This is a genomic window from Oenococcus kitaharae (assembly GCF_025758695.1).
Lineage (GTDB): Bacteria > Bacillota > Bacilli > Lactobacillales > Lactobacillaceae > Oenococcus > Oenococcus kitaharae_A.
This window is the reverse complement of the sequence record NZ_JANJQP010000003.1, coordinates 135,406-157,507: the sequence shown is the minus strand read 5'-3', so window position 1 is coordinate 157,507 and position 22,102 is coordinate 135,406. Positions and strand designations below refer to the sequence as shown.

The 22,102-nt window shown below is 43.8% G+C and carries 17 protein-coding genes; 3 read left to right on the top strand and 14 right to left on the bottom strand.

Translation table 11 applies throughout. From position 1 onward, the window contains the following. Positions 1–64: 64 nt before the first annotated feature. The gene (locus NRF22_RS06960) at positions 65–484 is read left to right on the top strand and encodes a MarR family winged helix-turn-helix transcriptional regulator (RefSeq protein ID WP_007745449.1); all 420 of its coding nucleotides are present in this window, start codon (positions 65–67) and stop codon (positions 482–484) included. A gap of 22 nt (positions 485–506) precedes the next feature. Continuing rightward, on the top strand, positions 507–1,910 hold the full coding sequence (locus NRF22_RS06955) for a DHA2 family efflux MFS transporter permease subunit (RefSeq protein ID WP_007745448.1): 1,404 nt from the start codon (positions 507–509) through the stop codon (positions 1,908–1,910). Here the strand turns inward: NRF22_RS06955 and NRF22_RS06950 are convergent. The 5 genes from NRF22_RS06950 to NRF22_RS06930 all read right to left on the bottom strand — a co-directional run bounded on the left by NRF22_RS06950 (position 1,907) and on the right by NRF22_RS06930 (position 13,068). Then, positions 1,907–2,062, bottom strand: coding sequence for a hypothetical protein (locus tag NRF22_RS06950; RefSeq protein ID WP_007745447.1), 156 nt, complete (start codon positions 2,060–2,062; stop codon positions 1,907–1,909). The genes NRF22_RS06955 and NRF22_RS06950 overlap by 4 nt on opposite strands. Positions 2,063–2,123: 61 nt before the next feature. Beyond that, positions 2,124–4,349 carry an alpha-galactosidase gene (locus NRF22_RS06945; protein WP_007745446.1) on the bottom strand — a complete coding sequence of 742 codons (2,226 nt, stop codon included), beginning with the start codon at positions 4,347–4,349 and terminating at the stop codon, positions 2,124–2,126. A 131-nt stretch (positions 4,350–4,480) separates the two neighbouring features. Further along, positions 4,481–5,689 carry a tryptophan synthase subunit beta gene (gene trpB, locus NRF22_RS06940; protein ID WP_263779853.1) on the bottom strand — a complete coding sequence of 403 codons (1,209 nt, stop codon included), beginning with the start codon at positions 5,687–5,689 and terminating at the stop codon, positions 4,481–4,483. Positions 5,690–6,007: 318 nt separating this feature from the next. Next, complete coding sequence (gene addA / locus NRF22_RS06935) at positions 6,008–9,592, bottom strand: helicase-exonuclease AddAB subunit AddA (protein WP_263779852.1); 3,585 nt, start codon at positions 9,590–9,592, stop codon at positions 6,008–6,010. Next, positions 9,589–13,068: a PD-(D/E)XK nuclease family protein gene (locus tag NRF22_RS06930; protein ID WP_263779851.1), complete on the bottom strand. Its 3,480-nt coding sequence runs from the start codon at positions 13,066–13,068 to the stop codon at positions 9,589–9,591. Before NRF22_RS06930 ends, addA begins: the two co-directional genes overlap by 4 nt. 166 nt (positions 13,069–13,234) lie before the next feature. Here NRF22_RS06930 and NRF22_RS06925 point away from each other — a divergent pair, with 166 nt between their 5' ends. Next, positions 13,235–13,681, top strand: coding sequence for an Hsp20/alpha crystallin family protein (locus NRF22_RS06925; protein ID WP_263779850.1), 447 nt, complete (start codon positions 13,235–13,237; stop codon positions 13,679–13,681). 48 nt (positions 13,682–13,729) lie between these two features. On the opposite strand, the gene dltD is transcribed toward NRF22_RS06925, so the two are convergent. The 9 genes from dltD to NRF22_RS06880 form a co-directional block, all read right to left on the bottom strand. Further along, positions 13,730–15,019 carry a D-alanyl-lipoteichoic acid biosynthesis protein DltD gene (gene dltD / locus NRF22_RS06920; protein WP_263779849.1) on the bottom strand — a complete coding sequence of 430 codons (1,290 nt, stop codon included), beginning with the start codon at positions 15,017–15,019 and terminating at the stop codon, positions 13,730–13,732. Beyond that, a complete protein-coding gene (gene dltC, locus NRF22_RS06915) occupies positions 15,019–15,252 on the bottom strand; it encodes a D-alanine--poly(phosphoribitol) ligase subunit DltC (RefSeq protein ID WP_007745438.1) in 234 nt (77 codons plus the stop codon). The genes dltD and dltC overlap by 1 nt, the downstream gene beginning before the upstream one ends. Positions 15,253–15,262: 10 nt before the next feature. Continuing rightward, positions 15,263–16,492 (bottom strand): D-alanyl-lipoteichoic acid biosynthesis protein DltB, encoded by a 1,230-nt coding sequence (dltB, locus tag NRF22_RS06910; protein ID WP_263779848.1) that lies wholly within the window; start codon positions 16,490–16,492, stop codon positions 15,263–15,265. Next, positions 16,485–18,011 (bottom strand): D-alanine--poly(phosphoribitol) ligase subunit DltA, encoded by a 1,527-nt coding sequence (gene dltA / locus NRF22_RS06905; RefSeq protein ID WP_263779847.1) that lies wholly within the window; start codon positions 18,009–18,011, stop codon positions 16,485–16,487. The genes dltB and dltA overlap by 8 nt, the downstream gene beginning before the upstream one ends. Before the next feature lie 9 nt (positions 18,012–18,020). After that, positions 18,021–18,167, bottom strand: a complete 147-nt coding sequence (locus NRF22_RS06900; protein WP_171900381.1) for a teichoic acid D-Ala incorporation-associated protein DltX — start codon at positions 18,165–18,167, stop codon at positions 18,021–18,023. A gap of 76 nt (positions 18,168–18,243) precedes the next feature. Further along, entirely contained in the window at positions 18,244–19,101 is an 858-nt protein-coding gene (locus NRF22_RS06895) for an alpha/beta hydrolase (protein ID WP_007745430.1), read from the bottom strand. Next, a complete protein-coding gene (locus NRF22_RS06890) occupies positions 19,088–20,371 on the bottom strand; it encodes a PTS sugar transporter subunit IIC (protein WP_263779846.1) in 1,284 nt (427 codons plus the stop codon). The genes NRF22_RS06895 and NRF22_RS06890 overlap by 14 nt, the downstream gene beginning before the upstream one ends. 43 nt (positions 20,372–20,414) lie before the next feature. Continuing rightward, positions 20,415–21,248, bottom strand: coding sequence for a PTS system mannose/fructose/sorbose family transporter subunit IID (locus NRF22_RS06885; protein WP_007745428.1), 834 nt, complete (start codon positions 21,246–21,248; stop codon positions 20,415–20,417). A gap of 11 nt (positions 21,249–21,259) precedes the next feature. After that, entirely contained in the window at positions 21,260–22,087 is an 828-nt protein-coding gene (locus NRF22_RS06880) for a PTS mannose/fructose/sorbose transporter subunit IIC (protein ID WP_007745427.1), read from the bottom strand. Positions 22,088–22,102 lie beyond the last annotated feature (15 nt).

Here is a 22,102-nt window from a genome sequence, read left to right as displayed (position 1 = left end):
TTCTGACTGCGAACTGTTTCTCAAATTATACAACCTGTTGTATAATTCTTGAACGGAGGTTCCTTTGTCAGACCAGGACTTTACACTTGAACGCCAAATTTTAAAACTGGGTCATCAGCTGATTGCTTGGCGCAGCGTCGACCTCAAAAAGCATCAGTTGACGTCCAACCAATCAGAGACTTTGTTTTACTTTCGTGCACATCCGGATGCGGATATTGTTGATCTAAAAAATTATCTCAAAATCAGTCATCAGGCTGCATGCCGAATGATTGAGCGCCTAAAAAGCAAATCTTTGCTTCAGACAGGTATTTCAAGCGCAGATAAGCGTGTCAAACAAGTTTATCTGACAGAAAAAGGCCGCCAGCTGTGTCATGAATTGCAGATAAACGGCAGCCAGGCCGGCCGGACAATTTTAAATCGGCTCAATGACCAGCAAAAGCAGGAGCTCGCTGATTTATTAAATAAAATCAGCGATCAATCATAAATCTATCTTTCAGGAGCAAAAAATGGCAAATAAACAAGTTCGTCGGCCCTTTGTGGTCATTTTAGGTATTTTAGTCGTTAATTTTCTCGGATTATTTTCCGAGACTTCGCTTAACATCGCGCTGCCCGTCTTGCGCGAGACTTTTTCGGTCTCGTCAGCAGCGATACAGTGGCTGGTCATCGCTTATATGCTGATGATCGGTTTAGCGTTACCACTATCGACTCTAATTTCACACTGGTTTAAGACCAAAGATATTATTATTTTTGCGATTTTTATTTTCGCTCTAGGATCGGTGATTGCGGCCTGCGCAAACAGTTTTACCGTCTTATTGATCGGCCGAACCATCCAAGGAATCGCTACCGGTCTCTTCATTCCCCTTATGTTCACAATTGCCACGATTATTTTTCCCAGCAATAAATTCGGCAGCGTCATGGGTGTGATTGGTGTCGTTATGGGTTTTGCACCAGTCATCGGCCCGACTTTATCAGGAATTATTATTGATTCTTTGTCTTGGCGCTGGATTTTTTGGCTCTTTTTGCCTTTTCTGCTATTATCACTGCTCTTGACGATTTTCACGATGCCTAATGTGATCGAACAGACACATCCAAGAGTTGATTGGCTGTCGGTTATCTTGTCTATGCTTGGTTTCGGCTTGCTGGTCAGTTCGGTCGGCCTTATCAGCAACTTAGGCATCGCCTCTCCGATCGTGATCATTCTGATTTTGCTATCCCTATTGATTTTGTTTATTTATATCCATCGGCAATTGCGTATCAACCGTCCCATCTTGAATTTCAAAATACTAACCAATTCGCGCTATCGCAATGGCACTTTGATTGTTATTTTTAACTTCGGTATTGTGCTGGCCGCCATGTACTTATTGCCGCAAATGCTGCAAAACGGTTTAGGCCAGAAAGCAAATACGACGGGCTGGATTTTACTACCAGCCGGTGTGTTAAACGCCGTGATTTCCGTGATCGCCGGCCGTCTATCTGACCGTTTCGGTGCTCGATATCTCGTCTTGACAGGTACTGTGATTTTTATCGCCGGCTTGATTATGATGTCGATCATCAATTTAAAAAGCGGCATTCCTTATATTATCTCTGCCCAAAGTATGCTGCTGTCAGGCTCGGCCATGCTGTTTCCGCCGGCTCAAAGTTATTCACTGAGAAGCCTGTCAGCCGCACATTCCAGTGACGGCAGCACAATTATGAATACCTGTCAGCAGATTATGGGTGCTTTATCAACTTCAATTACAAATAGCCTGCTGGTCTTCGGCGGGACACTGCATCCGCTGCAAAACACAGCAGCCAGATTCATGTCTGCTTCGCGCTTTGCCTTTATTTTCGCTTTTGTACTGGCTGTTCTGATTCTAATCGTCGCCTTTCAAATCAAAGGCAAGGACAAGACTAGCAGGCAAACCGCTTAAAGACGCTCTAAAAGTAAATCCCATATGGCCGAAAAAGCTGCAATAATCGGATTTTTGCCAGCCTGTCGAGCTTCTCTGTATGACCTTCTTGCAAAAACGAGCAACAAAACAACCGCAATCAGCAACAGTGCCAGAACAATGATTATCGTCATAAGGGCTCCTTGTTCTCATTATATATAGTAAAAACCTCAACGAAAATAATCGTTGAGGTTTTTACTCGACAGCTTGTGCAATGAATAGATGGGCACTGAAATCTGCTGAAGCAGTCATTGGCTGATTAATGTCTAAAATCTGATCAACGGCGTAACCGGCGTCTTCCAGTTCGTCACCGAAAAATGTTTCCTCACTGCCATTGATGCGATATAGGCGATCTGGCGATAAGCCCATAAAATACAGGCGCAGATAGGCTGGATTAGGCCGATTGAGAAACTGGTATCTCGCCGCAATTGCTAGTGTCCGGTCAGCATTGACAACTTCCCAGCTGGCGACATTTTTATCGCCGGCAAAAGGACTCTGTAAGCGATAAAAAGTACCGAATTGGAAAAGCTGCCGATGCCGTTTGTAAAAAGCAACCTGTTTTTTAATTTCCTGCTGTTCTTTTTCGGACAGCTTTGTGATGTCCAGTTCGTAACCCAAATCACCGAAATAGGCAACGCGTCCCCGTGTCGATAGCGGCGTGATGCGACCAGTCTGATAATTAGGTACGTCAGAAACGTGGGCCCCCATCATCGACGGTGCATAACCATAAGAAGTCCCATATTGGATTTGGATCCGTGAAAGTGCATCGGTGTTGTCACTGGTCCAAGCCTGCGGTGCGTAATACATCATGCCCAAATCAAAGCGGCCACCGCCCGAAGCACAGGATTCAAATAAGACATCTGGGAAACGATCAATCAGACGCTGGTATAGATGATAAACACCCAAGATGTAACGATGTGCCATTTCTAATTGCCGGTCAGCTGGTAATTGGCTGCCGAACATATCAGTAATGTAGCGATTCATGTCCCATTTCACATAATCCAGATGCGATTCTTCAATGCGCTGCGCCATCATTTGGAAAACAGTGTCAACAATTTCATTACGCGTAAAATCGAGAACATACTGATTGCGGCCAGCGATTGGCTGACGTTTTGGCGAAACGATTAGCCAGTCTGGATGCTTTTTGTAAAGCTCACTGGCCATGGAAATCATTTCTGGTTCAAACCAGAGACCGAATTTCAGACCCAGCCCGTGCACAGCGTCAGCTAGATGAGGCAAGCCTTGAGGCAGTTTCTTTTTGTCGACGAACCAATCACCCAAAGACGTGTGGTCGTCATCGCGATGGCCAAACCAGCCGTCATCCAGGACGAAAAGCTCAATGCCTAATTCAGCAGCTTTCTTGGCGATTGCCAATAATTTATCTTCATTAAAATCAAAGTAAGTCGCTTCCCAATTGTTGACTAAAATCGGCCGCGGCTGTTTGGCAAAACGCGGATTGACTAAATGATTGGCATAAAAATTCGTCAGCTGCTGGCTCAATTGGTTAAAACCCTGCTTAGAAAAGCTCAAGACGGCTTCAGGTGTTTGAAAACTCTCGTTGGGATCAAGCGTCCAAGCAAACTCTTCAGGGTGAATGCCAATTAAAACACGTGTCAGATCATAATGATTCACTTCGACCTGATCAAGAAAATTACCAGAATAAATTAGATTAAAGGCAAAGACGTCGCCTGTATCTTCGCTAGTTTCTGGCCGTGCCAGCATGATAAAAGGATTTTCCTGATGGCTCGAAGCGGTTCGCAGGCTGCCGACACTCTGGATACCGGGCTTTAGAGCATTTTTGACTTCTTGTCTTTCTCGCGCCCAAGAACCGGCAAAACTAATCATCTGGAAACGGCTGTCCGGCAGATCCAATTGTGCACTCATAGCCCGCCTTAAAATAATTTTGTTGTCACTTAAATTACTAAAAGTCGTGCTTCGGACGATCACATCTTCCTGTTCAAAGACACTGTAATGCAGGCTGGCTTGCAAACCAGTCAATGGGTCAGCAAGATCAATCGTCAACGTCTGCACACCTTCAGATGGTTGGCTAAATGCTGAAGGCAGTTCGGACAAACGTGCCTTACCGTCTTCGATATGATAGCCGGCATATGCCAATTCACTGATTCGGCTGCCGTTCTCTGCTGCAATCTGATAAGCGGGATCTCTAAAATCGCCGCGGCCAAAAGCAGCATATTCGGTCTTCAAATTATCGGGCTGAAAATCATCAAAGTCCTTTCCCCAGGCAACCATCGCTTCGCGCCGCTCGCGTTTGGCCAGATTGTCATAGTGATCTTTAACATGGATTTTGCGGCCAAAGTATAATTGGCCTAAATCACCGTTTGCCATCACATGAAAAATATAGCTGCTGTGAGCTGTCTGCAGATGAAACACTTTTGCTTGCTGATTGACACTAATTGACATGAATTACCCCTTATAATCATTTAAAGCATCGCTTACATAATACTTGCAAAATAAGTAAGCGCTTACCGTATATGATTATTGTATTGAACCTAGGGCTTAATTTCAATCATTCAGCAGCCATAATCCTTTTTTCACAAGTCCCGGCCGATATAGTGGGCAACTTGTTCAACATCTTTATCGCCTCGTCCCGACAGATTAATAATCACAATCTGGTCTTTAGACATTTTTGGCACCATCTTGACAGCTTGGGCCACAGCGTGTGAACTCTCAAGGGCCGGAATAATGCCTTCCAGCTTCGACAACAATAGAAATGCGTCAACGGCTTCTTTATCCGTGATTGCGTAGTATTCAGCGCGATGCGTATCTTTCAAAAATGAATGTTCAGGACCAACGCCTGGATAATCAAGACCTGCAGAAATTGAATAAGCTGGCAGCACGCCGCCTTGTGCATCTTGTAAAAGATAGGAAAACATACCATCAGCAATACCAGGGCGGCCGTTAGTCATCGTAGCGGCGTTTTCTGGCGTATCAACACCTTTGCCGGCTGCCTCAGCACCAATCAAACGCACATTTTTGTCAGGAATAAATTCTGCAAAGGCACCAATGGCATTTGATCCGCCGCCAATGCAGGCAATAATCGCATCGGGCAGGCGGCCTTCTTTTTCAAGAATCTGGCGACGAGCTTCTTTGCTGATGACACTCTGGAAGTCTTTGACAATCGTCGGATAAGGGTGCGGGCCGACTGCTGAACCTAAGACGTAAAAAGTATCGTCTAGGTGCTGAGCGTAGTAGCCTAAGGCTGCATCAACTGCGTTTTTTAAGGTGGCTGTTCCAGCTGAAACAGAATGAACCGTTGCGCCCATCATTTCCATGCGAAAAACATTCAATTTTTGCCGCTGCATATCCATGGCACCCATAAAAATATCGCAGGACATACCAAATTTAGCAGCTGCCGCGGCTGTAGCGACACCGTGCTGGCCAGCCCCTGTTTCGGCCACGACCCTCTTTTTGCCCATGCGCCGTGCTAATAAAATTTGTCCCAAAACATTATTTAATTTGTGGGCACCCAAATGGTTTAAGTCCTCACGCTTTAAGTAGACTTTTGCGCCGCCCAAATATTTGGTCAGTGATTCGGCGTAATAGAGCGGCGTTTCCCTGCCGGAATAGTCCTTTAAATATCCAGCCAACTCTGTGCGGAATTCGGGATCATCTTTATATTGCAGATAAACCTTTTCCAATTTATTCAAAGCTGTTTTGACGGCTTCAGGGACATATTGTCCACCGTAATCACCAAAATAGCCGGTTCTTTTTACTTGTGCTGCTGTATTTTCTTCTGTCATTGTCTAATTCCTCATTATTTTTATTTTTACGGAGTCTAGACGGACGACCATTTAGATACAAAAAGCCGCATAGCGATTGATCCATCTTAGCTATGCGGCTGAATTCGATTCAAAAGGAAATCGTGACGGCATAGACTCTCTTCAATACAAATCAAAGCAAGTCTACGCTTAGAGTAAACTTACTTTCTGCTACGCCAGTTTTGCCAACGATTCAAAGTAATTGCCATCATCAGATTTCCTTTCTTAAAAGTTGTGTTTATTATTATCTGTTTAGATCATGAAGTCAAGAAAAAAAGGCAATAAATTAAAAATAGTTGTTTATAAGTGAATCAGTTTCTCGCCCTCTAAGCCTGCTATCACGCGATCAGCCACCTTTTTGCCTGGATACATGCTTGCCAAAGCAGTTGCATAAATATTCAGCTGCCCGGCATAACGCGCCGACAAATCAGCCATATAATTTTTCGTCAAACGATCCGTCTTGTAGTCAAACAAGATAACATCATCACCGTCAATAAAATAGCCGTCAATAATACCGTGAACTAAGACTTGATCGCCGCTACTGATACCCTGATAGAGTTTTTCGGCCGGCAGGAGCATGGCAAACGTTTCCTCACGTCTGAGACTGTCAACATGCGCTTGAATCTGCCTGCCTAACTCAGAATGTATCAGCCATTCCAGCTTGTCTAATTCAATCGCTTGGGCCAGCTCGGGATCACTAATAGTCTGATGAATTAAATTCGTCAGGTAATCTGTGGTCAGTTCTTTATGCCAGTCAATTTTTTCCAAGATTAAATGCGTGGCAGTCCCTTTATCTGTCGAACTGATATGTGTTCCCTGGCTGGACTGGGCGAAATCCGGCTTAGGCAATTCCGTGATTTCTGCAGCTGGTTGGTCATCGTCATCCATTTCCGGCAAAAGCAAAGCGTCTGGATCCTCAAAAACACGTTTTAATTCACTGACGTTATGATAGGCCGCCAGATTACTTTCTGTCTGAAAGGGATATCGGTAATCGAGAATTTTTTCTGCCCGTGATAAATTAATTTCCGGGTCGGATTTAATATCTGAAGCCGTCACTGCGGCCGTATCGTTTTCCGTTTCTTGTGCAGCCATGTCTATAATTTGGCTATAGTCAACCAGTTTGATTGAAAATACCAAGTCGGATTGATCAGCTTGTTTGACCAAATCCGTCAAATCAATCCGGCCAGTCTTAGCTAAAGCCATACCAATCCACTGCTGATAGCTCGTCGCACGCAATCGATCCTGCACAGCCAGCACGGCCGGGTCTTTTGAAACAGGTGTCTCCCAAGATAAAGCTAAATCAGTCTGCGATCCGCTAGCACCAATTAGATACAGGCGCTGTTCGGCACGCGTTAAAGCAACGTACAAGAGCCGCATCTCTTCAGCCCAGTTTTTTTCCTTAATCTTTTCTGCAACAACCATTTTTTGCAGGGTCGGAATTTTTACACGCGAAACCGGATCAACCAGATCAATCCCGATGCCTTCGTCAAAATCTGCCACCATCGCGCCTTGCGTATCGCGCGCATCAATTTTTTTGTCAAGGTTCAAAAGAAAGACGATTGGAAATTCCAAACCTTTGGCTGCATGAATCGTCATAACTGAGACAGCTTGCTCACCCATATCCGCCGGCGCTTGGGAAAAGTCTTCAGTCGCGTTCATCAACTGTTCGACATAGCGAATAAAACTGAATAAACCAACAAAACGATTGTCTGATAATTGCTGAGCGTATTCGTATAAAGCGTGCAAGTTGGCTAAACGTTGTGTTCCGCCGACCATCGCCGAAACATATTCTGGCCAATTCGTGTCATCGTAAATCTGCCAAATCAAATCAACAATCCGGTTATCAGCCGCGATTTCCCGATAACGATTCAGCTGCTGGAGAAAGTTGATCAGTAAATCTTTTAAATCAGCGTCGGTGCCGGTTTCAGCATACGTTTTCACGGCTGTAAAATAATCGTGTTTTAAATCCACTGTGCGAATCTCGGCCAATTTATTTTCGTCCAAGCCATAAATCGGTGACCGTAAAACAGCTGCCAAAGGAATATCCTGATGCGGGTTGTCAATAATTTTTAAGAAACTTAAAATCACAGAAATTTCAAATTCCTGCAGAAAATTACCAGCCGCGACATTCACTGGAATATTGTGTTTGAAAAAAACAGCCTGCAGCTCGTTTTCCCAAGCATGCGAGCGCCCAAGAATGGTAATATCTTTAAATTGAACTGGCCGCATGCTTTTTGAGTCGCGGTCAAAAAGCTGCTCGTGGCCAACTAAATCCTGAATTTTAGCCGCAATTAATTCAAGTTCGGCGTCAGTCTTGCCAAAATCCGCCTCTGTCTGTTGGCCGTCATCAATCACGATCGACATCTCAGCAACTTTCTTCAAGTCGGCCGGATAATCTTTGTTGGCCGCCTTTAATTGGACATCCCCTTTGTAATCAATTCCGCCTAATTTCTGGTCCATTAATTGATCAAAAACGGAATTCGAAAACTGCGTGACATTTTTTTCTGAACGATAATTATCAGCTAATTCGATCAGACGACCGCCTTGATGCCGACCATAGGCACGATATTTTTCCGTAAACTTCTTCGGGTCAGCTTGACGAAAACCGTAAATACTCTGTTTTAAGTCGCCAACCATAAACATATTGTGGCTGTTTGCCACACTCGTGAGAATACTTTCCTGCAAATCATTAATATCTTGGTATTCATCGACAAGCACTTCATGATAACTGCTTTGAACTTCTTCACGAATACTGGGAACTTTGAGAATCTGATAGGCAAACTGCTCGCCATCTGAAAAATCCAGCAGCGATAGATCGCGTTTTTTAGCAGCAAAATGTTTCCGAAATAGTTTTGTCAGCCCAACTAATTCTGTGACAATTTTATCGGCATTTTGGCTAATCAGCAGCCATTGATTTTCGTTAAGAAGCAGGAAATCCGTGGCAATTGAGCGATACGAGTCCCGAGCGGCCTTGATCTGCTTATCGACAAACTGATGAAAATACTCAGCTTCACCAGGTGTATTGCCCTTTTTGCGAGCGGATTTCGGCCAAGGATGCTGATCATAATAATTGCGAATCTGCTGCCAGTCATTACTTTTAAAACTGTTAATCAGCCCCTGCATCATGGCGGCAACATCAGTCAAATAAGGTTCGTAACTGCCATAATCCTGCAATTTTTCAATCTTCTCTTTGGCTGAGACGATCTGGTAATAAGCTTCGACAACCTTATCAGACAATTGTGGTGCTAATAAACGCTGCCAAAAATCGCCAGCAGTCAAACTATTTCCCAAGCGATAATGGCGGCCGAGCGAATCCAGCCACTCATCGGCTTCGGCACGCGCTTCGGCCATCGAATTCAATCTAATGACCAGTTTTTTCAAATCCTGATCTCGGCTGGCTGAAGAAAAATTCGCGAGCAGTTCCAGAAAACGGCTGTCTTTATATGACGAATTAAAAGTATTATCAATCACTTCTTGAATCAGCAAATCTTTTTCGGTCTGATCAGCCAAAATGCGATAGCGCGGGTCCAAGCCGATTGCCGCATAATATCGTTCGATAATTTTTAATGAAAAAGCGTCTAAAGTCCCGATTGCCGCGCTATTTAACGATAGCAGCTGCGCCTGTAAATGTTTTTTATCGGCCTCTGCGCTAGTCTCTCCGATCCCTTGACGAATGCGTTTTTCCAGACGACTTTTCATTTCCGAAGCTGCGGCATCTGTAAAAGTCGAAATCAGAAAACGATCAATATCCTGGCCTGCCAACAGCTGCTGGTAGACATGTTCAATTAAAACGGTTGTCTTGCCAGAACCAGCCGAAGCAGCAACCAGCAGATTTTCATCAGGAGCATGAAAAATAACAGCTTTTTGGTTTTCAGAATAGTTCATTTTTCCTGCTCCTTTTTCAATAAGGCCAAAATGCCTTTTCTGTTATTGGGATAAACATTCAAATCATGATAACGATCGCCAAAAGAACGATCGAAATTCATAACTTCCTTATAATCGGAATAAGTCAGTGCAGATCTCTGGTCGCCCTCCCGCAAAGGATACAAAGGAAAACGCCCTTGACTAATGGCATTGCCGGCTTGGACCAGTTTGTCCTGGTCATGTTTCATCAATAATTGCAGATCTTCTTTAGATAAGACATCATCGCTAGCAGCATGCTGTTCATTTTTTGTTAACGAAAAATGATAAAAATCGGCCTTCTCGCCAGCTTCCAGATGCTGCAAATTATCCAAATAGGCTGAATCGTCCAGTAAAAGACCACGGAATTGGAAATCCGGCCGCTGAAACTGTGCATTTTGGCCAAAGACCTGGTCCAGCGGCACACCCTTGGACAGCATATCTGCGATTGTGGCCGGCTGATTTTTAATCTGGGCGAAAACAGCCCCGCCCAACTGGCGAAATCCCAGCTGCTGTGTATTTTTTAAAAGATCCATCCAATAAGTCAACAACTGCAGCTCACTGCCAACATAAGCATCGCGAAAATTAAATTGTTTGCCATTGGACTTGTAATCAATAATTGTCGCAAAATCATGATTCTGATCCTGGCTATCAATGCGGTCGACTTTCCCGCGAAGATATAAGCGGTTGCCGTTTTCCAAAGTGAAATCCAGACCAATCAAAGGCGCCTGCTTGTTATCCTGATCCAAGCGGCCAAAAGCTGCCTCAGTGCGGATAGGGCGTGATTGGTTAAAGGCATTGGACAGCCGCATCAGACGGAAAGTCAATGCAACATCCTGTGTGAGGCTTTTAGCAACAGCCTGGAAATGGTCATCTGAATCCAGAATCTGAAAATCTTCTTGCTGCAGCAGGCTCTCAGCAGCCTGACGACTGCTTTCATCCAGTTCTTGATTGCTTAAATCGCGAAATGCGACTTTTTTTTCGATCATCCTATCAACGACTTTTTCAAAAATCGCATGATAGTAACTGCCTGAAAGCGCAGGATCCAGGGTAAATTGGCTCCGTTTTTTCAAACGCAGGCCATACTGCAGAAAATATTCATAAGGATTACTGAAATAGCGTTCGATTTGAGAAATTGATAAACGCAAATCTTTGCCAAAAAGCTTATCGACCAGGTCTTTTCTCAAAGTCACAACTTGATTTTCATAATGGCTCGCGGCCAAAACTTTCTTAAAGTTGGCGTTTCGCAAGGCAATTAACGAATATAAACCGTCAATAAAAGCAGTCCCATATGCTTTTGCACTGCGGCTGACGGCAGTAACCGAGCTATTGGCATTGCCCAAATAATTGACGAGATCCGCCTTCTTTTCAGGCAGATCCGGCACTTTGACTTCGTGCAAGTCCGAGACTTCCGGCAATGACAGGCGGGACAAATATGGCGAAAGCTCATTTTTTTTGCCATCGCTTCTAAATTTTGGATAACTGAAGACAACTGATTCTGTAGCAGATAAGACGGTCGAATAAAAACGTAGATTCTCGGCGGCCATCTGCTGACGGCTCGTGTCCTGCAAAAAATAATCTTTTTTGGCTTCAGCAAAATCACTGACTAATTGCTGACGATCAGAATCATCCAATAGGCTTTTAGAATCAATCTGCGCCGGCAGACTGTCTGAAGTCGCACCAATAAAGTAAAGCAGGCGGTAATCCTGCCGTTGGACAATTCCGCTTTCGGAAATCGTAATCTGATCCAGACTGGCCGGAATACCTGAAAAGGTGGCCGCTGCAAAACCATCTTTTAACATCTGCAAAAAATCCTGGCCAACAAATTCCTTGTCGGCAATCAAATGATCGATCTGTTCTAGGCTGTTTATCAGCATTTTCCAAGCCTGAACGCCTCGGTCATCGCCGCGATTGGCTTGTGCAATAAAGACCTGATCGACTTTAAAGTCCAGCAGCCAAGTCATTAAGGTCCTGACCGCCTGCCCATAAGTAGTCACTTTTGCAAAACGGTCCTTAAAACTATCCAGCAGCTGCACAATATAGACACGCATCTGATTAACCATTTGGTTGATTCGCTGGTCTTGTGGATCGCTTTTGGCCACATCTTGTTCATCACTGACCGCGACATACTGAAAATCACCATTACGCCAAAGAGCCTCTTTAGGGTTAGCTGCCAGAACAAAGTTTTCCAGATAATCCAAAGAATCTTGAAAATTCGTTTCGGATTCCCATTGGAATAGGCCGCTTTTTAAAATCCGCATAACCCGTTCGTAATCGAATTCTGCACTTGGTGTCAACAAACTTTCTAAAACAGAAGCTAAAGGATGATCAGACATGCGGGTATCACTATCCAAGAAATAAGGCAGATCATAGCGCTGGAAAAAGTGCGGCAGAATATCTTTGTAATTGTCCAAACGCTGAGCAATCACCAAAATGTCACGTGCCCGCAAAGTTGGATCGTCGACCAATTTGCGGCGAATCGAGCGGGCAACAAAAGCCGCTTCGTTTTCCTGGCTGCTGACGGCCCTGATCGACATCTGAGGCAATGGGCGTTTTTCTTGGGCAAAACCCTGTGTTTCTAATTCACGCCAGCTCTTTTCAAAATTCTGCTGCGACATAGATAAATTTCGATCGCGATGAATCCGCTCGATCTGGGCATCAGGAAAATTTTCTCTAATCAGGCGATTCGTCTTAAAAAAGAGATTGCCATCCCCAAAACGATCACTGGCACTATCGCCGATCAAAGCGACCGTCACTTCAGAATCACTGCCTAGTCTGCCTTGTCTATCCAAGGCAATAATTGCTTGTAAAACAGACATCTCAGTATTGGTAAAATTAGAAAAACCTTCAAAATAGAAATTTGCGTGCGATAAGTCTAAATCTGCCAAATCTTCAGCAAAATTTTTCAGCTTATCCTCAGGCAGCTCAAAGTCTGCCAGTAAAGGCAGAACTTGTGCTTCAATAATCGCCAGAAAATGAATTTTGTCAGCTAAACGATCTTGGCCGCTATGTGTTACCCCTAACTCAGCGGCAGTCAATCCGGAATCCCAAATTTCCTGCAGCTGTGCGGCAACATTGGCCACAAACCCTGGCAAACGGGCAGAACGCGCAAAAATTCCCAATTGTGCTAAGGGCAGATCCCGCAAGACTTGTCCAACTAGAATGGCGATTGATAAATCAGTCAGCGCCGTTTTCCCCTCTTCTTGTTTGGTCAAGGCCCAAGCCAGGCGTGAGAAAGAGTAAACCTGCAAGCGTGAAAAGGCCTGGTTATCTTGAGTTTTTGCGCCCAATAAGCCTCCAAAATCCTTTAAAACACCGACCTCTGACGAAAATTTAATATGGTTGGGTACCACATAGAAAAAACGCGCCTGCGGATCCGCCTGATATTTTTTATGTATACGAGCCAATAACTCGGAGCGAAAATCACTATCAGCAAAGGCTCGGATAATCTTTAAGGTCATAAGCCAATTTTAGCATCGTACAGGACAACACTTCATTCATACGAAACGTAATCAAAAACTTTCAGATTTTTGTTTGACCTTTATTGACTTTCTGACCAATACTGACTATTATAATAGGTGTAAGCGATAGATATGATATATCACTTAGCAATAGGAGGTATTGAATATGGCAAATGATTTAATTGATAGGAATGATGGACTGATGGACGTCGGCGATATGATGGGAAATTTGATGAATAATTTCTTTGGCCCGCGTGATGAGTTTTGGAACGGTATGCGTCGGAGTAATCCTTTGATGCGGACCGATGTTTCCGAGGATGACAAAGCTTACGCTTTACAGATTGAACTGCCCGGATTAGACAAAAAGGATATTAAAATAGATTACGCTAACAATAATCTGTCCGTATCGGGCACGCTGAATCGTGATTCGGAGCAAAGAGATAAGAAAAATCATCTCGTTGCCAGTGAGCGCCGCTCTGGCAGTTATTCTCGCAGCTACTATCTCCCTGGTGTTGATGAAAGCAAGATCAGCGCTAAGTATGAAGATGGCATCTTGAAGCTTGTTTTACCAAAGTCTGATGAGAATCAAGCACATCATATTGAAATTCAGTAAATCCAAAAAAGCCACTGTGATGATCAGCGGCTTTTTGTTTGTCCAAATTTATTTTTTAATCAGCTTGCGTGCATCTGATTCTGTAAAACGCAGCTGCTGCCATTTTTTGGATAGGAAACGATTATTAATCCGATAGTGAGGCTGCTTCTGCTTTTTGGTGAGAAAAGGATATACACCCTTATCAAAAGCCAACCAGCCGCGCCAGCCTAGGTGAATCGTATCTTCCATGAAATAAGGCTGGTCACCATCTTTGGACAAATCCAATACCCGGTTGAAAGATTGCTCATGCAGTTGATATTTGATTTTACGCACAGCACGCTGATAACGCGCTTCTTTTAAGCCTGTATAGGCAGCCCATTTATGATTAACAGGTGGTATTACAATCATGACATTGATATTGGACTGAGCAAATTGAGTCAGCAGCAACTGCAAATCGCCATACTCCGGTGAACGCAGGTAACTGGCTCTCCTTTGAACGCCGCGCAAACGCCGCACGCCAATCGGCCGAATTTTGCTGCGATAGAAACGATTAGAAATACCAAATGCGTTGTTGCTGCTCCCCCTAGCTGCCATACGGCCTGCTATGCGGCTTAGGCGACCATAAGAAAATTTCTTTGGCAGGTATTGGCTTTGCTTTAAAATTCGCCGGTCATAATTATCATTGATATGAAAATTACTGAATAGCTCATCTTCATGTTCTAAAACATTTTTTCGAGTTCGGATTTCCCATTTTTGAAAAGGGGTCAAGGCTTTTCCTTGGGCAATCCGCCGATACATAGCGGCTAAATCATCTTTGCGGCCTTTGCCCTGCAACGCAAGAAAGCGACGAGCTGCATATCGATCGACAGCTGTATTCCTTGCACGGCATAGCCAATCAGCACCTTGCAGATTGGAAAAATAAAAGTCAAAAGCTGCAGGTTCAGCTCCAACATGATCAAACCACTGCGGCGAAATAACAAAAACAGCCTGCTTATTTTGTAATTGCGGCAAAATGGTCTGCATGCCAAAATATTGTGTCAGTGACTGTGTTCCCCGCCGGCCTAATAAAAACGGCCGGTAACTGCGTTGATATTTAACCGCTAGCACTGAAGGATGGAAGGCATCCATACGTTCCCATTCAGAAGACCCGAAAAAAGGAATGTAACGCATATGCTGATCCGATAACGCTTGTTTTTTTAACTGCTGATTCTTAAAAACGACAGAATTCAAAGCAACTGCTGCCCGCTGTTCATCTTTGGATGAAAAGTGAGAATAATTAAAAGGCGCAAATAACAAAACAAGCAGAATCGCGACAGCCAGCAGTACGGGTCCAAAAATTCTCCAGAGCTTTTTCCCCATTAGTGATTCATCAGCTCCTTGACCTGCGCAATCACTTTATTGGGCGTATCCCATTGGCTGCGATCGAATTCAGAGACTGGTACATTGATCGAGAACTTTTCCTGCAAAGCTAAAATCAAATCAACAGTCGCCATTGAATCTATGAGACCATTTTCAAAAAAATTCTCATCACGCTGGTCAGACAAATCTTCACCAGCAATATTTTTTAAAATTTCTAGAACTTCTTTTTCCATTTTTACACCTCTATTTTTTGATAAACCATAAAACATTCAAGAATCCCGAGAACAACAAGAAACTGAACATCACCACGTGAAAAGTAAAGATAATCGCAATGCCTTGTGTCAACCAATTAGACTTCAGCCATTTTAGATGGCGGCGCTTATAACGCAGCCAGGCATCGTTAATCATTAGACCCAAGCCATGAAATAGGCCATAGGCAATATAGTACCAAGTGATGCCATGCCAAAAACCCATCAGCAGCATATTCAAGACATAAGCCACACTTGAATAAGTGGTGGATTTTTTGAATAATCGTTTTTTCTTCATGGCGAAGACCATCCGCATGAAAACGTAATCTCGAAACCAAAAACTCAAGCTGATGTGCCAACGATTCCAGAACTCTTTCAGGTTTTTTGACTTAAAAGGAGCCTTAAAGTTCATTGGCGTTTCGACGCCCATTAAATACGAAATGGCGACAGCGAATAAGGAGTAGCCCGCAAAATCAAAGAACAAGTAAAAACCATAAATATACATGACCCACAAAAGTTCAAATGATGGCCCCTTGCCAGCCGCCAAAGCCATATTTTCAGCATTAGGAAGCATTAAGCTGCCGAAGATATAAGACAATACGAATTTATACAAAAAACCGATAAACAGATATTTAACAGCTTTGCCAACCAAATCCACATAATGGTTCCGGTCCGGAATCTGCTGATAATCTTTTTCAAAACGCCGATAACGATCAATCGGGCCCGAAGAAAAGGTCGGCATAAAAACCATGAATCTAAAAAAATGCCAAGCTTTGAAATCTTTTTGGACACCGTCCCGCATTTCCATAATCACGCCGACCGCACGAAAGGTCAGATAAGAAATACCAAGAAAACCGATGATCGATTTGGCGCCTTCATCGATGGCTGGCGTCATTTTCACAATGATCAAGGGCAGAATGGAGGCGAACACAGCTAGATAGAAAACCCAGGCCTTATTTTGGCGATTCCGGTAGACATGATACAGCCAGACGGCTAGCAGCTGCCAGATAATATAGCCGATTAGAGCTAATCCCTGACCCAGCTTATCGTCTGTAAACATTAAAACAATGAAAACTAACGAAAAGACGGCTTCATAAATCTTAAAACGCCGGCCGAAATATAAACCGATGGCTAAAGGCAGTATGGCTATCAACAGGTAAATAAAGTAAGTCGGATCCGCATAGGGCTGTAAATTAGGCAGTTGATTTCCGAAAAAATCAAACATTATTGACCTCAGCGATGGCCTTTTTGATGTCAATTTTTCCGTTGGCTGAAATCGGCAAACTGTCTTTGTAAACAAAACGGCTGGGAATCATATAGGACATCATCCGTTCTTTCAAATCTTCTTTAAGCGCTTTTGTTAAATCAGCATCCTTGGCAAACTGATTATCTTTGGGCACGACCCATGCCAGTAATTGGGCAACTTTATGATCCGAATCGTATCGTGGAATAGCCACGGCTTGTTTGACCAAATCACTTTGACTTAAACCATGGTTCACTTCCTCAAGCTCGATCCGGTAGCCGTGCAGTTTGATCTGAAAATCTTTACGGCCCTCATAATGCAGCAGACCGCGTGCATCCAAACTGCCTAAGTCTCCGGTACGATAAGCCCGCTGCCCTTGATAATGGAAAAAGGCTGCTGCAGTCTTTTTTGGATTGTTCAGATAGCCCTTTGAAACACTTGGGCCGTAAATAATGATCTCCCCAGATTGGCCACAAGGTACGGGTTTCCCTTGCTCATCAAAAATCGTGACTTGCGTATCAGATTTGACATAGCCCACAGGCAGACGATCGAATTGATTTACAAGCTGCTGAGTTATTTGAACTCCCGAAACAGCTACAGTAGCCTCAGTCGGCCCGTACGTGTTAAAAATTTTAGCGCCAGGAAAACGTTCTTGCAGCTTGTCGGCAGTCTTTTTAGTCAGCTCCTCACCGCAGAAAAGAAAATGACTCAGTTGAGGTAAATGAACTTGATCGAAATCCGGATTTATCAGACAGACTTCTGCAAAAGAAGGCGTCGAAACAAAAACCTGCAAATCATACTGCGGCAGAATCTCAAAGAGTTTTTTGAAATTATCAGCAACTTCTTTTGGCAAAGCCCGCAGCTGCCCGCCGGCTAACAATGCCGGAATCCAGTCCATGACAGATAAATCAAAAGAGAAAGGTGCTTGGGCTAAAGTGGAGGCATGTTCAGGAAGATTAAAATCAGAACCTAGTTGCCAATTGGCAAAACTTAAAATGTTGCTGCTGCTGATCTGTACGCCCTTGGGTTGACCCGTTGTACCAGATGTAAAAATGATGTAGAAGGTATCATCACCAGTGACGGCATGAGTCATCTTGTAGGCAGTCTGCTGCAAAAAAATATTTGCCAGCTGATCAGCTTGAATCACCGGCCGGTCTGAAATTTTTATCGGCAACGCATCACAGGCAATCACAAGAGCGGGATCAGCAATGGTTAAAATCGCCGTTAGCCGCTCGCTAGGCGAGTTTACATCGACAGGGATATAAGCGTGACCAGATTTAGCAGCAGCCAAAAAACTCGCAATCATCGAAAATTCCTGACCACCAAAAATCATGATCGGTGCATTTGTTTTGATTGGCTGACAATCGATATAAGCAGCCAAGGAATCAGAATATTCTTTGAGGTCGCGATAACTGTTATGTCTGCCCAAATAATCATATGCCGGTGAATCAGGATGGATAGCGGCTTGTGCATTGATTGTTTCTAAAATATTTTTAATCATAATCACCTGTTAAAACTCGTTATAGATAAATCCGCCATCGTTAATACCGGTATATCCATATAAATAAAGCAAAATGACCAGCACGACAAAATAAAATACTGTTTCTAACAAAAATTGAACGGCTGGACGATGGAAAAAATCAAACAAAATCTTCACGCCTTCTCCTTTTCGTAATCTCAAATCATGTTACATTAATTACATCTCTATTGCAAATTTGTAACAAAAAATAAGTTTAGTTGGTCCCACCATTATTCGTATTCGGCAATGGGGAAATTGGAAAATCAAGGATACGTCTTTGAATTAATTCAATGATTTGTGGATTAGTGGGTAGGTCAGAATGTTGAGAATCAGCGCCAGAAACCGTAATTTGCGTATAAGAATGAACAACGTTTTGAAAAATATAGCGGCCGGCAAGGACACTCTCGATCGGCACAATCCCATCATCTTTGTAGGTCTCAGTGCCGGCAATCGAATATACAACAAGAGAAGGCGGTAGATGATGACGCCTTTTTATCAAATCGGTTAGCAACTGTGTCCGATCATTGGGCGAACTTTCAGAAAAATTGTAGGGTGAACCAACAGTCATCAAAGTACCAACCGTATTTTTTTTGCTGTTAAAGTAATTTTCTAAGTAAATTGTCCAATCTAATCCACCATTGGAGTGACCAAAGGCATTGAAATGATTGAAATGATAACGTTTCTGCAAAGCCTGCATGGCTAAATTCAGCCAACGTGCCTGACGCTTAATCGTCTCATAACCATCGCTGTTATTTTGAAAACCAATCACAATATAAGGCTGCTGGTCATTAGCTTTGATACGGCCGGAATAAGTAATTGTGTTATTCGTATTGACTCTGACGCGCAATAAAGAGTGCGGCGTACTTTTGCTGTTCAGAATTAGAATCAAGTTATTAAAACGCGTATTGCTGGCAGCCGAGCCAGGAATCATAATCGTAGGATTCAATCTAGAATTATAGACAACTGCCTGGTTTTGAATACTCTGCCGCACCCAATTGCGGCCGACGAACAACGATGCCAGTGAGAAAAGCAGCAGAAATAATCCAGCAGACACATTTTTAATCTTTTTCATCGCGATCCCTTTCTAACCAGCGATTCACAAAAGGAAAATAGATCAGCATCCCCACTGCTAAATTGATAACAACCAGCAGCAGATTTCGCCAATCAGCACCTGATGATAAAAAAGCCACGAACAGACTCGGTGTTCGCTGAGGAAGCTGATAAACAGCAGGATTAACCAAATTCATTTTTAAGGCAATTGCTGAGATCGATACAGCTGCTAAAGGTGCCAATACAGCAGGCAGCAGCAGCAAAGGATTGAAAAAAATCGGCAGTGCGAAGGCCAGAATCTGATTGCTATTAAAAAGGCTGGGCAACAGAGCAATCTTAGCCATTTTTTTGGATTGCGCGCGCCCCTTCAACAATAAAAGCAGAATTAAGGCGAAACTCATCGAAACGCCGCCAAAAACTGCAAAAGCATCATAAAGCGTGTGCAGGCTTAAGACGTTTGGCACGGTTGAAACTTTATTGTCCAAAGAAGCGTTCAAATTACCAATCGCTGCCGGAAGAGAAAAAGTGTTACGTGTTAAAGCCAGTGGTACCGGTAATCCCAGCCACAAGAAAAGACTCGCCGTGATGGCCAGCAGGAGAACACCAGCAAAATTTGTTGACAGCAAGTAGACAAAACGGTCATTAAACCACTGTCCCAGATTAACCATCTGGGCAAATTGGTGATTTTTTAAAAGATATGCCGCCGCTAAGGCTGCCGAAACCAGGCATAAGAGACAAAACATGATCAATAATTGCCGATTAAACGTATTCGGATGCCGAATCAATAGCTGCATACAGCGCGTGAGCACAAAAGTGACTGCTGCCACAACGAGCAGGTTTTGGCCGGAAGCTTGAAAAAGAAAATCGTTGCTGAACAACAAAAAAGTCACAATAAAATTAACCAGAGGAATTAAATCATGGCGGTTGTCATGGTCAAGGGGCTCCATTAAATGCTTAGCATAGAAAAAAGCAAACAAAGGCAGCAGCAGACGCGTCAAGTAAAAGTCCAATTGAGATAATTCGATTGCCGGAGCTTGTAAAAAAGCCGGTAGTTTGATATTAAATACGGTCAGAAAAAAGCCCGGTTGCGTCAAGAAAATAGACACAAACAGGTGGAAAAAAACCGTCACAACGACAAAAGGCAGCATTTTTTTCAAAGCTGCATAAAAAGCTGCAAAGAAAGAAACTTTGTTCATCGCGTTCTGCCAGTGTTCCAATTGTGTCAACAAGGCTGCCAAGGTTTCCTTCATCTTACAACAGCCGCTGCTATGATCAAAACGAAAAGCAGCCAAAAAAAATCTGCTCCTTTCAGAGCAGATTTGTACAAACAACGATTTAACCAAGAAATCCTAACCACTTGCCGATAATACCTAAAGCGAAAATACCAAAGATAATTGTCAAAGGACTGACGCCTTTTTTCAGCAGCCAAGAAACAAACAGTGTTAATACCAGCGCCAACGCGCCCGGCAGAACCGTATCCAATATATTTTGTATCGTTTGCGTTTTGCCGCTAATCCTTGTTGCAACAATAGGAATATTAATCGTCGTCCACTTGGAGACCAAAGCACCCATGACGAATAATCCCATGATAGAGGCGCCTTCAGTCAGCTTCTTGATGCGATCGCCAGCCATATCGCTGATAATCTCACTGCCTTTTTGATATCCGTACTTGAGCAGATACCACTTGATAGAAAGACGAATGGCGTTGATTAAAACAAAGAACAAAAGCGGCCCTAAGATACTGCCTGTTTTAGCAATACCAGCACCTAAAGCTGCCAGCACTGGCCTTGCCGTTCCCCAAAGCAGTGGATCACCGACACCAGCCAGCGGGCCCATGAGCCCGATTTTCATGGCGGCAATCGCAGTGCCGTCAACCTTGCCGCCATTAGCTTTTTCCTCTTCCATGGCTGATGTAACACCAAAGATAGGTGCTGTCAGCCAAGGATGTGTGTTAAACCATTCCATGTGCCGTTCCAAAGCCTCATTACGCTCTTTGCCCGGTGCATAAAAGCGCTTGATAGCCGGAATCATAACAAAGCAGTAGCCCATGTTCTGCGCACGCTCAAAGTTAAATGAACCAAGCAGAAACCAGGAACGTACGTACATGTGGCGCAGATCGCTTTTGGTTAAAGTCTTTTTTGTGTCTGTATTTGCTATTGCATTATCCATTATGTCTCCTCTCAATCATCCAAATCGTCATCTAAGTCATCATCGCCGTTTGAAGCAGAAGCCGTTGCCAGTTTCTCACTAGTACCGCTGCTATGATGATTGTTTCCATTATTGTTGTTGTACTTCAGCTGGATGTAAAGCAGAGCAAAGATCAAACCCAAGCCGCCAAAACCAACTAGGTTGAAGTTCGTAAATGCAGCAAACAAGAATCCTAAATAGAAGAAAGGCTTCAAATGCGGTACATCCATCATGTTGATCACCATCGCATATCCGACAACCACGATGATACCGCCGGCAATCTGCAAACCACCTGTGATAACAGTTGGAATTGCTTTTAATCCCGCCTCAACAGCACTCGTACTAATCATCATGACAATAGCTGTCGGCACCATCACGCGCAATGCCTGCAGACCCATGGAAATTACATGCATCCATTCAATTGCGCGGTAATTGCCCTTCTTGGCAAAATCATCACCTTTATGAACAAAGAAAACCACAATCGTCCGAACAAAGATCGTTAATGCCTGACCGGCTGCAGCCAGCGGCACAGCAATCGCAATACCCTCACCAATGTTGGCGTGTGTGTTGATAACCAGCAGCGTTGACACAATTGAGGCCAAGGCGGTATCCGGTGCCATAGCCAGACCGACATTCATCCAGCCTAAGGCCATCATTTCCAAAGTACCGCCCAAAATGATGCCCATGTTCAAGTTGCCCAAAATCAAACCCACCAGCGTGCAGGCAACAAGCGGCCGATGCGTCTGTCCTTCATCCAAAACGGAACCGACGCCAGCAATGCCGGCCACTAACAAAACTAAAATACCCTGTATAATATTCACTTTCCGTTATCTCCT

What these genes read in the sequence shown, in the direction of transcription:
- NRF22_RS06955 (WP_007745448.1), top strand. Translation starts at nt 507, where the DNA reads ATGGCAAATAAACAAGTTCGTCGGCCCTTTGTGGTCATTTTAGGTATT.
- NRF22_RS06950 (WP_007745447.1), bottom strand. Translation starts at nt 2,062, where the DNA reads ATGACGATAATCATTGTTCTGGCACTGTTGCTGATTGCGGTTGTTTTG.
- NRF22_RS06945 (WP_007745446.1), bottom strand. Translation starts at nt 4,349, where the DNA reads ATGTCAATTAGTGTCAATCAGCAAGCAAAAGTGTTTCATCTGCAGACA.
- trpB (WP_263779853.1), bottom strand. Translation starts at nt 5,689, where the DNA reads ATGACAGAAGAAAATACAGCAGCACAAGTAAAAAGAACCGGCTATTTT.
- addA (WP_263779852.1), bottom strand. Translation starts at nt 9,592, where the DNA reads ATGAACTATTCTGAAAACCAAAAAGCTGTTATTTTTCATGCTCCTGAT.
- NRF22_RS06930 (WP_263779851.1), bottom strand. Translation starts at nt 13,068, where the DNA reads ATGACCTTAAAGATTATCCGAGCCTTTGCTGATAGTGATTTTCGCTCC.
- NRF22_RS06925 (WP_263779850.1), top strand. Translation starts at nt 13,235, where the DNA reads ATGGCAAATGATTTAATTGATAGGAATGATGGACTGATGGACGTCGGC.
- dltD (WP_263779849.1), bottom strand. Translation starts at nt 15,019, where the DNA reads ATGGGGAAAAAGCTCTGGAGAATTTTTGGACCCGTACTGCTGGCTGTC.
- dltC (WP_007745438.1), bottom strand. Translation starts at nt 15,252, where the DNA reads ATGGAAAAAGAAGTTCTAGAAATTTTAAAAAATATTGCTGGTGAAGAT.
- dltB (WP_263779848.1), bottom strand. Translation starts at nt 16,492, where the DNA reads ATGTTTGATTTTTTCGGAAATCAACTGCCTAATTTACAGCCCTATGCG.
- dltA (WP_263779847.1), bottom strand. Translation starts at nt 18,011, where the DNA reads ATGATTAAAAATATTTTAGAAACAATCAATGCACAAGCCGCTATCCAT.
- NRF22_RS06895 (WP_007745430.1), bottom strand. Translation starts at nt 19,101, where the DNA reads ATGAAAAAGATTAAAAATGTGTCTGCTGGATTATTTCTGCTGCTTTTC.
- NRF22_RS06885 (WP_007745428.1), bottom strand. Translation starts at nt 21,248, where the DNA reads ATGGATAATGCAATAGCAAATACAGACACAAAAAAGACTTTAACCAAA.